The 13,803-nt window shown below is 70.8% G+C and carries 12 protein-coding genes; 7 read left to right on the top strand and 5 right to left on the bottom strand.

Annotated elements, in window-relative coordinates:
* Positions 1 to 73: 73 nt before the first annotated feature.
* Entirely contained in the window at positions 74 to 721 is a 648-nt protein-coding gene (locus OHB41_RS45320) for a class I SAM-dependent methyltransferase (protein WP_266707462.1), read from the top strand.
* A 119-nt stretch (positions 722 to 840) separates the two neighbouring features.
* Positions 841 to 1,356, top strand: coding sequence for a DinB family protein (locus tag OHB41_RS45315; protein WP_266707460.1), 516 nt, complete (start codon positions 841 to 843; stop codon positions 1,354 to 1,356).
* An 84-nt stretch (positions 1,357 to 1,440) separates the two neighbouring features.
* On the opposite strand, the gene OHB41_RS45310 is transcribed toward OHB41_RS45315, so the two are convergent.
* Entirely contained in the window at positions 1,441 to 3,345 is a 1,905-nt protein-coding gene (locus OHB41_RS45310; protein WP_266707458.1) for an AMP-dependent synthetase/ligase, read from the bottom strand.
* A gap of 688 nt (positions 3,346 to 4,033) precedes the next feature.
* Between OHB41_RS45310 and OHB41_RS45305 the strand changes: the two genes are divergently transcribed.
* On the top strand, positions 4,034 to 5,569 hold the full coding sequence (locus OHB41_RS45305; RefSeq protein ID WP_266708351.1) for an AMP-binding protein: 1,536 nt from the start codon (positions 4,034 to 4,036) through the stop codon (positions 5,567 to 5,569).
* A gap of 89 nt (positions 5,570 to 5,658) precedes the next feature.
* Here OHB41_RS45305 and OHB41_RS45300 read toward each other — a convergent pair whose 3' ends face one another.
* Entirely contained in the window at positions 5,659 to 6,663 is a 1,005-nt protein-coding gene (locus OHB41_RS45300) for a helix-turn-helix transcriptional regulator (protein ID WP_266707456.1), read from the bottom strand.
* A 146-nt stretch (positions 6,664 to 6,809) separates the two neighbouring features.
* Positions 6,810 to 7,973 (bottom strand): S1 family peptidase, encoded by a 1,164-nt coding sequence (locus OHB41_RS45295; protein WP_266707454.1) that lies wholly within the window; start codon positions 7,971 to 7,973, stop codon positions 6,810 to 6,812.
* Between the two features lie 475 nt (positions 7,974 to 8,448).
* Here OHB41_RS45295 and OHB41_RS52155 point away from each other — a divergent pair, with 475 nt between their 5' ends.
* Entirely contained in the window at positions 8,449 to 9,171 is a 723-nt protein-coding gene (locus tag OHB41_RS52155; RefSeq protein WP_323138520.1) for a lamin tail domain-containing protein, read from the top strand.
* 237 nt (positions 9,172 to 9,408) lie between these two features.
* Here OHB41_RS52155 and OHB41_RS45285 read toward each other — a convergent pair whose 3' ends face one another.
* Positions 9,409 to 9,702: a MarR family winged helix-turn-helix transcriptional regulator gene (locus OHB41_RS45285; protein WP_266707452.1), complete on the bottom strand. Its 294-nt coding sequence runs from the start codon at positions 9,700 to 9,702 to the stop codon at positions 9,409 to 9,411.
* A 14-nt stretch (positions 9,703 to 9,716) separates the two neighbouring features.
* On the bottom strand, positions 9,717 to 9,860 hold the full coding sequence (locus OHB41_RS45280; RefSeq protein WP_266707450.1) for a hypothetical protein: 144 nt from the start codon (positions 9,858 to 9,860) through the stop codon (positions 9,717 to 9,719).
* A 219-nt stretch (positions 9,861 to 10,079) separates the two neighbouring features.
* Between OHB41_RS45280 and OHB41_RS45275 the strand changes: the two genes are divergently transcribed.
* The 3 genes from OHB41_RS45275 (at position 10,080) to OHB41_RS45265 (ending at position 13,770) form a co-directional block, all read left to right on the top strand.
* A complete protein-coding gene (locus tag OHB41_RS45275; RefSeq protein WP_266707448.1) occupies positions 10,080 to 11,123 on the top strand; it encodes a hypothetical protein in 1,044 nt (347 codons plus the stop codon).
* Positions 11,124 to 11,389: 266 nt separating this feature from the next.
* Positions 11,390 to 12,295 carry an NmrA family NAD(P)-binding protein gene (locus tag OHB41_RS45270; protein ID WP_266707446.1) on the top strand — a complete coding sequence of 302 codons (906 nt, stop codon included), beginning with the start codon at positions 11,390 to 11,392 and terminating at the stop codon, positions 12,293 to 12,295.
* 191 nt (positions 12,296 to 12,486) lie between these two features.
* Positions 12,487 to 13,770, top strand: coding sequence for a methyltransferase domain-containing protein (locus OHB41_RS45265; protein WP_266707444.1), 1,284 nt, complete (start codon positions 12,487 to 12,489; stop codon positions 13,768 to 13,770).
* Positions 13,771 to 13,803: the final 33 nt, after the last annotated feature.

The raw sequence follows: 13,803 nt of genomic DNA, 5'->3' as shown, positions 1-13,803 counted from the left end.
CACTTCGGCCGAGGCACGAGCACAGCTACGAAACGCAAGTTTCCGTCGTGACGCAGGAACTAATATCCCGCGCATGGTCGAACTCGATTCCCTCAGCGCCACCCGCGAGGCCTACGACGCCGCTGCCGCCACCTATGCGCAACTGTTCCGCGACTCGCTGCGTGACAGTCCCCTGGACCGCGGGATCCTGGGTGTCTTCGCCGAACTTGTCCGTGCGAGTGGGGACGGTCGCGTCGCGGACCTGGGATGTGGGCCCGGCCACATCACCGCATATCTGGACGGGCTGGGGCTGGCGGCGTTCGGTGTCGATGCCTCTCCCGCGATGATCGAGCTGGCTCGGCAGGAGCATCCGGGCCTGCGGTTCGACGTGGGCTCGATGGCCGCGTTGGACATCGCTGACGGCGCACTGGACGGCGTACTCTCGCGTTGGTCCATCATCCACACGCCACCGCCTGAACTCCCCGTCGTCCTGGCGGAGTTCCATCGCGTACTGGCGCCTGGCGGCCACCTTCTGGTCGGCTTCTCGGCAAGCGACGATCCGTCTCACCCGACGCAGGTCTTCGATCACGCGGTCGTGCCGGCCCATCGGTGGTGGCCCGATCACCTCGCCGCGCTGCTGCGCGAGTCCGGGTTGGCCGAGGTGGCCCGGATGGTCCGCGAGCCTCAGCCCACCGACCGACGGCAGTTCCAGGAGATCCACCTGCTCGCCCGCAAGGTCTAGGGACCGCCCGGCGGATCCAGCCAATCTCTCTCCCTGAGCACTGCCGCTGCTGTGGCACTCGACGGCACGTCCGGTCAATTGAGTCGACACCCGTTCCGGACTGCGGGAAACTCCCCACGATGACTCAACGAACCGACACACCTCCCGCGTGGGACGAGCGTACGCAGCTGGTCACCTTCCTGGACTATGCCCGTGACACCGCGCGAGCCAAGTGTGAGGGCGTGTCCGCCGAAGACGCTCGCAGGGCCCCGCTCCCGCTTTCACCGCTGATGACGTTGTGCGGGCTGATCAGCCATCTGCGGTGGGTCGAGTACTACTGGTTCCAAGTGATTTTTCTGGGCGAGGAGCTCGCGGGGCCGCTCGCCGAGGCGACCGACGACGATCCCGATCCTGAGATGCGGACAGCAGCCGAGATCCCGTTGCCCCAGCTTCTCGCCGAGTACGACGAGCAGAGTGCCCGCTACCGTCGCCTGGTGTCCGACCACGAGCTGAACTCAACGGCCAAGCGCCCCATCAGCGACGGCCGCTACGTCGACCTCCGTTGGGTGATCCTCCACGTCATTGAGGAGACGTCCCGCCACAACGGTCACCTCGATGTCGTGCGTGAGCTCGTCGACGGGCGTACCGGCACCTGAACCCCGTCGTGCCGGTCACGAGCCGAGCGGAGTCGGAGCCGGATCGAAGCACGAGAAGTCACATGATCCGGCGGGCTGCTGCCCTCAGCGGAACACGTTGTCCGAGTCGTCCCAGACCGACGGCTCGTTCGGCGTGTACTCCCGCGGCCTTCGCGACGACGTCTGGTACATGGCGTCGATCTCGGCGGCGAACCGCTGTGAGATGGCGTCCCGACGCAGCTTCATCGAAGGGGTCAACAACCCGTTGGCCAGGTCGAAGGGCTCCGGAAGGACACGGAACACCCTGATGGACTCCGTGGGGGACACGGTGCTGTTGGCCGACGCCACGGCACGTCTGACCTCTTCGCGCAGCTCGTTCTCCTCCCGGGCGTCGCGCGGCGCCGCCGCCTCACCCTTGGTCCACGTTCCGCGCCAGTGCGCGAGGAAGTCGGGATCCAGGGTGATGAGGGCGCCCACACAGGGCCGGTTGTCGCCCACGATCACCGCCTGATGGATCAACGGATGGACGCGCAGACGCTCTTCGAGGGCGGCGGGAGCCACGCTCTTGCCGCCGCTCGTGACGATGATGTCCTTCTTGCGGCCGGTGATGGTGAGATACCGCTCGGTGTCGAGGTGGCCGATGTCGCCCGTCGCGAGCCAGCCGTCCTGGAACGACGCGTGGGTGGCTGCCTCGTCGTTGATGTACCCCTGGAACACCGAGGGCCCCCAGACCAGGATCTCCCCGTCGTCGGCTACCCGGATGTCCGTGCCCGGCAGCGCCTGTCCGACGGTTCCGAACTTCGCCCGGCCGACCGGCTGCGCGGTGATGCCGCCGCTCGTCTCGGTCAGCCCGTAGCCGTCGTGGATGAGGATCCCGATGCCCGCGTAGAAGAGCGCGAGTTCCCGGTTGAGGGGCGAACCGCCCGAGACCGCACCGCACACCCGTCCGCCCAGGGTGGCGCGCAGTTTCCGGTAGACGGTCTTCTCGTAGAGGGCGTGCTGCAGCTTCAGGTCGAAGCCGGGACCGGGCCCGGTGCCCAGCCGCTGGCGTTCGCCGGCCGCGGCGAAGTCCTTGGCGGTCTGGACGGCTCGCTCGAACAGGGCGCCACGGCCGGTCTGCTGCGCCGTCCGCACGAAGTTCTTGTAGATCTTCTCGAAGACGAACGGGACGGCGTAGAGGAAGGTGGGGCGGAAGGAGAGCAGCGCCGCGGAGAGCGCCTCCTCGCTCAGGTCCGGCTCGTGTCCCAGGAGGATGCCGCCGCGCAGACACAGTCCCTGGATCAACAGGCCGTACACGTGGGAGAAGGGCAGGAAGGCGAGGATGGCGGGCTGTTCACCGGGCGGAGCGGCCGTGTGTCTCCAGCCGGTGAGCAGCGTGTCGACGGGGCTGGCCAGGCTGCGGTGGGTCAGGGCGCAGCCCTTCGGGTTCCCCGTCGTGCCGGAGGTGTACGCGATGACCGCGGTCGAGTCGGGCAGCACGATGCGGCGGAGCGAGTCGACCGTCGTCGGCGGGATCGCCCGGCCCCGCTCGGCGAGCTGCGACAGGGCCCCGGTGTCCAACTGCCAGACGTGGCGCAGCGACGGGAGCGACGCGCACGCCGAGCCGACCGTCATGATGCCCTGTTCGTCCTCGACGACCACGGCGACGCAGGCCGCGTCCTGCAGGATCCACGCGACCTGCTCGTGCGACGAGGTCGGGTAGATCGGGACGAGTTCGGCACCCACCGTCCACAGCGCGTAGCTGAGCACGGTCCACTCGTAGCGTGTGCGCGCCATGATGGCGACGCGGTTGCCCGGGCGTATCCCGGAGGCGACCAACCCCCTGGCGACGTCCACGACCTCGTCCCACAGCTCGGCCGCGGAGATCGATGCCCAGGTACCGGAAGCCCCGTCGAGACGGCGCGCCACCTGGGCGAGTGCCGGCTCACGCCGCGCCGTTTCGAAGAGACTGTCGGCGAGTCCCCCCTGCATGACGCCGGTGGCCGGTGGAGGAAGTTCGAACGCGTGCATCCCCGCTCCAGAATTCTCCTCGCCATGGCCTCACAGAGAGGCGCCTGTGCCGAGGATTCCTGAATCTAGCCCAGACCGACGACCACTGTGCCGGAATCGGCAAGCAGTTCGTCTACCGATGCGGTCACGGTCCGGGGGCGGGTCTCCTTCGCTGGTGGGCGGAGGCCCGGACGCGCTCGACGAAGGCTCGGCGGAATGGGTGGGGGCCGTCCCGCCGGGGCAGGGCCGTCGGTCCCGAGGGTGGCCTTCCGGCAGGTGGTCCTCCTCGGCCCGGCCTTCCGCGGGAGGTCGTCCACGGGGTGGTCGTCCGCGGGGCGCGGCGGCAACGTCCGCAACGGTTCCACCGGTTCGTACGCCGGACCGGACCGAGCCGGGCTGGGCCCAGCCGAACCGCGCCGGACCGAGCCGGGCCGAACCGAGCCGCACAGCGCCACGCCGTACAACGCCACGCCGCACCGCACCGCACCGAGCCACGCCGCACCGATCCCGACGCGCCCCCGATCCGCGTCCGACCCGGCGAGGACCTTCGGCCGCACAACGGCACGGGAAGGACATCGCCGCCGGGGCCCGGTTCGAGGCCCCGGCTGTGGCTGTCGGCGGAGTGGCTCGCCGAGCTCGTGGGGTTGTCCCGACGGCCGCGTCGTGGCCGGATGGAAGCCGCACATCTTCTGAGCTTCGGGAGGCCATGATGATCGTCCCGTTCGGGGCCCGTGATTTTCTGGACCGCGCCACGACCGTGTACGCCGACCGGATCGGCATCGTCGACGAGCCTGATCAGCCGGCGGAGCCCTGGGACGGCCTTACGTACCGGCGGATCGGCGAGCTGGCGCGCGCCCAGGCCGCCGGACTCGACGCGCTCGGCGTGCCCCACGGCGCGCGGGTTGCGGTGGTCTCACCCAACAGCGCACGGCTGCTCACCGCGTTCTTCGGCGTCAGCGGGTTCGGCCGGGTCCTGGTGCCGGTCAACTTCCGGCTGACGGCGGACGAGGTGAACTACATCGTCGACCACTCGGGGGCGAACGTCGTCCTCGTCGACCCGGAACTGACGGACCGGCTGGCCGGAATCACCTGCAAGCACCGGTTCACCATCGGGGCCGCCGCGGACGCGGAGCTGTACCGGTTCGGCGCCGAACCGGCGCCCTGGCAGCCGGACGAGAACGCCACCGCGACCATCAACTACACCAGCGGCACGACGGCCCGCCCCAAAGGCGTACAGATCACCCACCGCAACATCTGGGTGAACGCGGTGACCTTCGCCCTGCACGCGGGGGTCACGGACCGGGACGTGTACCTGCACTCGCTGCCCATGTTCCATGCCAACGGCTGGGGCATGCCGTTCGCGATGTCGGCCCTGGGCGTACGGCAGATCGTCCTGCGCAAGGTCGACGGCGCCGAGATCCTGCGCCGGGTGGCCGAGCACGGCGTGACGGTCATGTGCGCGGCTCCCGCGGTCGTCAACGCGGTGCTCACCGCGGCCCGTTCCTGGGAGGGCGAGATCCCCGGCCGCGACCGGGTACGGATCATCGTCGCCGGCGCCCCGCCGCCCACCCGGACCGTCGCCCGCGTCGAATCCGAACTGGGCTGGGAGTTCATCCAGATCTACGGCCTCACCGAGACCTCGCCCCTCCTCACGATCAACCGCACCCGCGCCGAGTGGGACGGCCTCGACACCCAGGCGCGGGCGGAGCACCTGGTCCGGGCCGGTGCTCCCGCGCTCGGCGTGACCCTGCGCACGGACGACGAGGGCGAGATCCTCGCCCGCTCGAACGTGGTCCTGGAGGGTTACTGGGACCAGCCCGAGGAGACCACCCGGGCGTTGTCCGACGGCTGGTTCCACACCGGCGACGGCGGATCGGTCGGCGAGTACGGCCACCTGACCATCAGCGACCGCAAGAAGGACGTGATCATCACCGGCGGCGAGAACGTGTCCTCGATCGAGGTGGAGGATGTGCTCTTCAGCCATCCCGCGGTCGCCGAGGTCGCGGTGATCGGCGTCCCGCACGAGACGTGGGGCGAGACGGTCAAGGCGCTGGTCGTCCTCGCGCCCGGCACCGAGGTGACGGAGGACGAACTGGTCCAGTACTGCAAGGCACGCCTCGCCGGATTCAAGGCGCCGACCTCCGTCGAGTTCCGGGACCAGCTGGCCCGGACGGCGACCGGCAAACTCCAGAAGTACAAACTGCGCGAGAGGTACTGGGAAGGACACGGCCGAGGCGTCAACTGACGGACCATCCTCCGCCGCGCGGGCCCGGTGCCGCGCAGGCCCGGTGCCGCACGGGCCTGGTGCCGCACGGGCCTGGTTCCTCGTGGTCTTCAGAGCCATCCCCGGCGTGCGGCCTGCCAGGCGAGCTGCATCCGGGTGGCCGCGCCGGCGAGTTCCATCATGTGCTGGATGTGACGCTGCACGGTGCGGCGGCTCAGGCCCATCTGCGTGGCGATCGCCTTGTCGGCGACACCGGCCACGAGGAGGGACAGCAGGCGCCGGTCCGTGGACGAGAGCAGGTCGCCCGCCCCGACTCCGTCGGTACCGGCGACCGTGCCCGAGTCGTCGACGTCCAGGGGAACGGCGTCCTCCCAGTAACGTTCGAACAGCGCGATGAGAGCGGCCAGCAGGTTGCTGTCCCGTACCAGCGCCGCGGTGGGCTCGTCGGGACTGCCCTGCGGGCCGCCGGGCACGAGCGGGCAGACCGCGATGGCACGGTCCGCGACCGCCAGGCGCAGCGGCAGATGGGGAACCGCGCGTGCGACCTCCCCGGCCCGCACGCCCGCCACCACGTTGTCCACGGCGCCCGCGTCGTCGAAGAAGGCCTTCTCGTACAGGACCCGGTAGCGCACACCCCGCGCCAGTGCCTCGAACTCCGAGCTGTTGCTGCCCGAGGGCATCGCCACGTACTGGGCCTTGCAGAACCAGAGCATCTCGTCCTGCACGCTCGCCTGGATGTGGCGCAGATGCTGGCGCAGCGCCTCGGCCCCGATGATGACCTCGATCAGCTCGCTGGCGTCCTGCCGGCGCATCGTGTCGCGGTAGGCCTGCAGCAGGCTGGTGGCCTCCGCCCTGGCGAGGTCCAACGCGTCGGCGTTCCGTTTCAGCCGCGGCATCAGCGCGACGTCGGGCGGAGTGGCCTGGAAGTGGCGGGGGAGCACGTCCGTGTGGCTGGCCATGCCTTTGGCCGAGAGCGCGTCGAGCGCCTGCTCGGCCTCCGCACGGCTCAGTCCGGTGCGTTCGGCGACGTCCTGGGCCGAGGCCCGGCCCGTCGTCACCAGGTGTCGGTAGACGAACTCCTCGGTCACCGACACCCCTGCCGCTTCAAGCGACACAGCGCCCTCCCCGAGACCGACCGGCTTGACGGTTGAATACCGTACTGCATGCTGCGCGCCGGCAGTGGCCGACCGTCGCCGCACACCGTTCCGACGCCCGGATTGCGCGCCGGGGCACGGTGTGCGGCGATATGAGCCGGTACGGGTCAGGTGGTGTGGAGGGTGAGTCCGTACCGGCTGAGGATCTCGTTGACCGGCTGGTACCAGGTCTCACCGCCGCTGCTGCAGTTGCCCCAGCCGCCGGAGGTGACGCCCTGGGCCTGGTCGCCGCTGATGAACGAGCCGCCGGAGTCACCCGGTTCGGCACAGACGCTCGTCTTCGTCATCTGGTGCACGGCGCCCTGGCTGTAGTTGACGGTCTCGTTCTTCGCCAGCACGGTCCCGCAGTGCCAGTGCGACGTGGACCCCGAGCGGCAGATGGAGGCGCCCACGGGGGCCTCCGCCGAACCGCGGACGAGCTGGTCGGAGACGGTTCCCCAGCCCAGCACGACGGGCACGGTCCACCAGCCGCTGCCTACGTTGACCCAGGCGTAGTCGTTGTCGGGGAAGGACGATCCCTGGAAGTTGCCGATGTAGCTGCCGTCCCAGCCGCTGACACCGGCTCCCGGCTGCGCGCAGTGGCCCGCGGTGACGAATCCGCCGTACACCGAGAAGCCTATGGAACAACGGACGTTGCCTGTGTAGTACGGATCGCCGCCCACCGTCCCCGCGGCGAAGGTGCGCGGTGCCTGCCGCGTCTCCTCGACGGTCACCGGACCGCTCCGCCGGGCTCGGTCCAGGAAGGTACGGACATCGTTGTCATCCTTGTGCGCGGCGACCACGCCGACGACGACCGAGTTGCTCTTGGTGTCCACGTGCCAACTGCCCACACCGGCCGGAGCCTTGAGGGAGTCGACCCGCTTCAGCGTCGCGTCGAGCTGCCGCTCGTTGTGCCGGACGAGTGCGACCTCGGCCCCCGTCGCCTCGACGGCCTTCCGTCGCGAACTGTCGGCGACGGCGACGGTGAGTTTCCCGGTTTTCGCCTCGAACCACGATCCGCCGTATGCGTCGCCCGCGGCACGCTTGGCCGCGCGGTCCACCGTCCGGGCCCTCGCTTCGGCCTTGAGCCGTGTGGTGGCTTCGTCCTTGGACAGGCCCAAGTCCTTCTGCATGGCGGTGATCAGAGCCGACGACGCCGGGGCTTTGGGCGCGGAGGGGGGCGCGCCCACGGGGGTGTCGGAGGCCGAGGCCTGGGTGCTGAGACCGGCGGCCACGGTGCTCAGGAGCAGCGCCGCGGACAGGCCGGCGCGCAGAACTGTTTTGCGTCTCAAGGGAGTTGCCTTTCTTCGTTCCGTCATGGGGGAGTGGAGCGGAAGGGCATGCTGAGAGCGCTCTCAGGGTGTGCGACGCCGAGGTTAGCGACCGAGCGCGTGGAGGTCCATACCAAAGTCCGTGATCGTGTGGGTGGCCACTCCGGCGGTCCTCGCCGTCAGGCTCGAGTCGTGCGTCGAACCGAGGCGGTTTGCGGGTTGTTACTCACTTTCGGGTGAGGGGTGGGGTGGCGCGGAGGGTGGCGTTTGTGGTGGCGTCCAGTGTTTTGGGGGATTGTGGCGTCAATCTGGCGTTGTGGGGGATACGTGCAGCGTGCAGGCGAGGATCACAGCCTTGTCGTTGATCGGTAATGCTGAGCGGGTGGTGGGCTCGGGCGGCGTGGTGGGGCGGGAGGGTGTGGTTCTCGGCCAGTGGGCCGGGGCTCAAACTCGCGGATCCTGATGTGTGGTCCGCCTGTTCCTCTAGGGGGCGTTCGTGTCTGTTTCGCGGTCTGTGTTGGTTCGTCGTGCTGCCGCGGCTGCGGTGGCTGCCGGTGTGGTGGTGGGTGTGGCGGCGCTGCCGGCGTCGGCGGACCAGGGGCGGCTTCCGTTTCGTGCGCAGGTGCAGATCAGCCGGGTGCAGTACGACTCTCCGGGCTGGGACTCGGGGAGCAACGCGTCGCTGAACAAGGAGTGGGTGGAGGTGACGAACACGGGCCGTTACGGGGTCAACCTGAACGGCTGGACGCTGTCGGGCCGTGACGGCCGCGCGTACGTGTTCCACCTGCGCCTGGGAGGCCGGACGACGGTGCGGGTGCACACGGGGGTGGGGCGTGACGCGGGCCGGGACGTGTTCCAGGACCGCCGTGGCTACGCCTGGGACAACCGCGCGGACACCGCGACGCTGCGCAACGACCGCCATCGTGTGATCGACGTGGTGACGTGGGGCCGCGGCCACGGCGCCCCCGGCGGACACAACGGCCGCGGACACGGTCTCCCCGGTGGTCACGATGGTCGGGGTCACCAGGTTCCGGGTGGTCACGACGGTCGGGGTCACCAGGTTCCGGGTGGTCACGATGGTCGGGGTCACGAGGGTCCGGGTGGTCACGATGGTCGGGGTCACGAGGGTCCGGGTGGTCACGATGGTCGGGGTCACGAGGGTCCGGGTGGTCACGATGGTCGCGGTCACGAGGGTCCGGGCGGACACCCTCGTCGCTGACACCCTCAGGGGAAGGCAAGGAGTTGAGCGCCGGTCGGTGCTCGGCGGGCCGGTGCGTGCGTGGGCACGCACCGGCCTCAACGCGACCTGGTGTCGCGCGAACGTGATCGTGCTCGGGGAACGGCGGTGCCGTTTCCCGAGATGGTCTGCGTCGCGGTGTGCCGTCGCCGTTGCCCCAGCGGCGTCACCGTCGGCCGCAACGGTGCCGGCCGGGCGAGCCGTCGGCGGCCTGGTGCCCTAGTCGGCCCAGGGCTGGAAGCCGGTGTCGAGGACGGCCTTGAGGGACGTGCGCAGCCGGGCCGCCTCGTCACCGCCGAAGCTCTCCTCGAATTGGGCTTGTACGGCCCTCCACAGGGGGAGCGCCGCCTTCAGTCGGGAGAGGCCGTCCGGTGTGATGGCGGCGATCCGTGCGCGGCGGTCGGTTGCCGACGGCTCGACGGTCACCAGGCCCTCCCGCGCGAGCGGCTTGAGGTTCGAGGCCATCGTCGTACGGTCCATCGCGATCGTGTCGGCAAGGCTGGTGATCGTCATCTCGCCGTGCGCACTCAGCCTCTGCAGGATGCTGAACTGCGTGCCCCGGAGACCGACGGGGCCAGGGCCTTGTCGTACGTCGCCCCCAGGTATCGAGCCGCCTTGCGCAGCGCCAGGTTGTTGCACTGGTCGGCGACGCTCGTCGACGTAGGGGTCATGATCTCCTCCTGAGCTCCCCGTCCATCGTACGAGCCCATGCTCCTCTTCACGGCGAGCCCGGCGGGTTGACTGCCCGGGCCGGGGGATCGGGTCGAGGGGCCGGTCCCAGGAGGGCGGTGGTTGCCGAACTGCAAATAGGAGCATATCCTCCTAAGGATCGGCGTGGCGTGCCTGTCCGCCTGATCCGTTCCCGCGCCCTCTCCCCAGAAAGCCCCGCCATGGAATCCCCCGTCGGAGCCGCGCCCGAGCGTGAGCAGATACGTTCGACAGTGGCCGAGCCGTCCAGGCCGCCCCGCTCGATCCGCCCCCGGCCGCCGGTGAGGGCGTGGCTCCAGCCGGCCGTGATCTCCCTGATCGTCGCGGCGGCCTTCATCTCCTGCTATGTCGGGCTGCAGCGTGATCCCCAGCCGCATCAGGTCCCGATCGCCGTCGCCGCACCTCTCGTGCCGGGAGCGATACATGAGGCCCTCGGCGACACCGTCGAGGTGCACCCGGCCGCCGACGCCGGCGCCGCGCGCCAGGCGGTGAAGGGCCACGACGTCGTCGCCGCGCTGAGCGCGGACGGTTCGGACGGGCTGCGCCTGGAGATCGCCGGAGCCGACGGCACGTCCACCACATCGGCCGTGAAGACACTCGTGGGCGCCTACGCCCACGGGGCGGGCAAGCGCGTCACCACCGACGACGTCGTACCCTTCACACACTTCGACACCAGGGGGCTGGCCGGCTTCTACATGGCCTTCGGCGTGACCCTGTCCGGCTTCGTCCTCGGCTCGAACGCGCTCGGACTGGCCGGTCTCCTGCACCTGCGCCACCGGTTCTGGCTGCTGGCCGGCGCCTCCGTGGCCATCGGCACCCTCGCCGCGATCATCGCGGGCCCGGTCCTCGGAGCGGTCCCCGCCCCGGTCGCTCCCCTGGTCGTCACCCTCACCCTGCTGGCCGCCGCGGCAGCCTTCACCACCAAACTGCTGGGCACCTACCTCGGCCCCGTGGGAGTCCCCGTCGCCACCCTCCTGCTCCTCACCGTCGGCAACGCCACCAGCGGTGCCACCATCGGCGCCGATCTGCTGCCCACCGCGGCCCGGACCGTCTCCGCGCTCCTGCCCCCGGGCGCCGCGGTCCGCGCCGTCACCGACCTGAGCTACTTCGACGGCGCGCACGCGGCGGGCCCCGTGATCACGCTCGCGCTGTGGGCGTGCGTCGCCGCGTTCCTGCTCGCCCTGCGGCCCCGTCTGAGGCGACGGCGCACCGAAGTCGCCGCCTGAACCGGCACGCCGGCGCAGGTCGCCCCTCCACCAGCGCCGTACACCGGACGTGGCTCCGGCGTCGGGCGCCCACGTGAGGGCCGGCCGGAGCGTCGCCCTCCGCCGAGCGAGGCCCCGTAGGCCTCCATAGATTGGGGGAGGAGGAGGAACGGGGTCGTCCTCACAGCAGAGCGGCTCGGCCCTCAGCCAGTCACCCCATCCAGTCACGCGCTCCACATATCCACCCCGTCACGCGCCCACTCACCGATGCGGCAGGAGGCCGACCGATGACCACCAGCGACCTTGTTCTCCTCTCCAACGCCGGTGACGTGGGCCGCGCGGTACTCGACCAACTGCGCGCGCTGGACATGCCTGTCCGCGTACTGGTCCGCCGCGACGACGATCGCGCGGCCGGGCTGCGCGCGCTCGGAGCCGAGGTCGTCGTCGGTGATCTGACCCGTCCGGAGAGCGTCGCCGCCGCGCTGCGCGGCGTCGGGAGGATGTACTTCGCGATGCCCGTGTCGCCGGACCACCTGCTGGCGACGACCGTGGTGGCCACCGTGGCCCGCGACTGCGCGGAGCTGGACGTGCTGGTCGGCATGTCGCAGATGACGGTGTCGCAGATGACCGCGACCAGCACCGCGGAGTCGAACCAGCAGCGGCTGCACTGGCTGGGCGAGCAGGTGCTGAACTGGTCGGGGCTGCCGGTGGTGCACATCCGCCCCACGTCGTTCCTGGACAACCCTCTCTTCACCACGCTGGCGGCACGGTCCATCCGGGAGAACGGCACCATCGCGCTGCCCTTCGGGACCGGGCGCACCTCGCCGGTCGCCGTCGACGACGTCGCCCGGGTCGTCGCCACGGTCCTCCGCGATCCCGCTCCGCACATCGGCCATGTCTACGAGCTGACCGGTCCCCGCTCGGTCGACATGACGGAGATCGCCCAGGAGTTCTCGCGAGCCCTCGGGCGACCGGTGTCCTACGTGGACGTGCCGCTCGACCAATGGCGGGCGGAGGTGCTCGCCAAGGCGGGCCTGCCCCCGCACACCGAACAGCACATCGCCACCATGGCCCGACTGCACCACGAGAACCGCTACGACCGGACATCCGACGACGTCGAACGCCTGACGGGGGTACCCGCCCAGTCGGTCGAGACGTTCGTGGCCGCGCACAAGGACCTCTATCTGGGCTGACCCGCTACGAGCCGTCGGCCCGGGGGCTCGCCGGGGGGGGCGACGCAGGGTCACGCGCCACGCGCACGGCGGAACACTCGAGGCGCGGCCGTCGATCGAACAGCGAATGCGAACCAACCTGCGCGCACCGACCCGCAGGTGCGGTGTAATCACCCTGGTCCGGATGGAATCTGCTGACTGGGGGAGAGGCTGTGGGCGTACTGGTGGTGCAGCACCTGCGGGAGGAAGGCCCGTACGCGGTGGGCGAGGCGCTGGCGGCCGCGGGTCTGCGGATGCGGCCCTGCCGGGTCTGGGCAGGGGATCCGCTGCCCGAGAACCTGGCCGGAGTCGAGGCGCTCGTGGCGATGGGCGGCCCGATGGCCGCGTACAGCGACGCCGGGTTTCCCACCCGAGGTGCCGAACTCGACCTGTTGCGGGCGGCGTTGGCCGCCGAGGTGCCGGTGCTCGGGGTGTGCCTGGGTGCGCAGCTGCTGGCGGTGGCGGCGGGCGGTACGGCCCGTACGGGGTCCGGGGCGCAGGTGGGCTGGGGCGAGGTGCGGACGCGTTCGGCGGCGGGCAGGGACCCACTGTTCATGGGGACGCCCGAGCGGCTGCGCGTACTCCACTGGCATGCCGACACCATGGAACTGCCGCCCGGGGCCGTGCCGTTGGCGTCCTGCGAGCGGTATCCGGCGCAGGCCTTCCGCGTGGGCGGGGCCGCATGGGGCCTCCAGTTCCACCTGGAGGTCGACGAGGCGGCCGTGGACGCGTTCGTGGCGGCGTTCCCGCAGGAGGCCGCCGGCGCTCCAGGGCTGCGGGAGGCGGCGCCGGGCGAACTGGCCGCACTGGCTCCGCACCGGGACCGGGTGTTCGGGAGGTTCGCGGCGCTGGTGGCCGCGCGAGCCGAACGCACCGCGACCCGGACCTTCTTCACTCCGAAGGCCGCTGCCTGGGAGGCACGCTTCGCCGCCGACGGCCCGCGCTACGAGACGGCCGTCGCCCGCCTGGGGCTGAGCCCCGGCCAGACGGCCCTGGACCTGGGCTGCGGCACCGGACGTGCCCTGCCGGCCCTGCGCGCGGAGGTGGGCGACAAGGGAAAGGTACTGGGCGTGGACGTCACTTCGGCCATGCTCGTGACCGCAGCCCGCGAGGGCCGCGCCGGCCAGGCCTGCCTGCTGCTCGCCGACTGTCACCGGCTGCCGCTGCCACCCGGTGCGGTGGACGGAATCTTCACCGCCGGGCTGCTCGACCACCTTCCCGACCCGACGACCGCCCTGCGCGAATGGGCGAGGGTCACCGCGCCGGGCGGCGCGCTGCTCCTGTTCCATCCCTCGGGCCGCGCCGAACGCGCCCGTCGTCACGGCCGCCCGCTGAGCCCCGACGACCCACTGGCCGAGCCGAACCTGCGGCCCTTGCTGGACGGCAGCGGCTGGCAACTGGACTGCTACGAGGATGCCTCCGGGTACTTCCTGGCGCGCGCCGTCCGTACCTGCTGACGCGCGCCGTCCGTACCTGCTGAGGCGTCCGCA

The sequence above is a fragment of the Streptomyces sp. NBC_01571 genome (assembly GCF_026339875.1).
GTDB lineage: Bacteria > Actinomycetota > Actinomycetes > Streptomycetales > Streptomycetaceae > Streptomyces.
The sequence above is the reverse complement of the archived record's forward strand: the minus strand, read 5'-3'. Positions and strand labels throughout refer to the sequence as shown.

Bases quoted from the DNA above. Each gene is read 5' to 3' on its own strand.
- OHB41_RS45320 (WP_266707462.1), top strand. From the start codon at position 74: ATGGTCGAACTCGATTCCCTCAGCGCCACCCGCGAGGCCTACGACGCC.
- OHB41_RS45315 (WP_266707460.1), top strand. From the start codon at position 841: ATGACTCAACGAACCGACACACCTCCCGCGTGGGACGAGCGTACGCAG.
- OHB41_RS45310 (WP_266707458.1), bottom strand. From the start codon at position 3,345: ATGCACGCGTTCGAACTTCCTCCACCGGCCACCGGCGTCATGCAGGGG.
- OHB41_RS45305 (WP_266708351.1), top strand. From the start codon at position 4,034: ATGATCGTCCCGTTCGGGGCCCGTGATTTTCTGGACCGCGCCACGACC.
- OHB41_RS45285 (WP_266707452.1), bottom strand. From the start codon at position 9,702: ATGACGATCACCAGCCTTGCCGACACGATCGCGATGGACCGTACGACG.
- OHB41_RS45280 (WP_266707450.1), bottom strand. From the start codon at position 9,860: ATGACCCCTACGTCGACGAGCGTCGCCGACCAGTGCAACAACCTGGCG.
- OHB41_RS45275 (WP_266707448.1), top strand. From the start codon at position 10,080: ATGGAATCCCCCGTCGGAGCCGCGCCCGAGCGTGAGCAGATACGTTCG.
- OHB41_RS45270 (WP_266707446.1), top strand. From the start codon at position 11,390: ATGACCACCAGCGACCTTGTTCTCCTCTCCAACGCCGGTGACGTGGGC.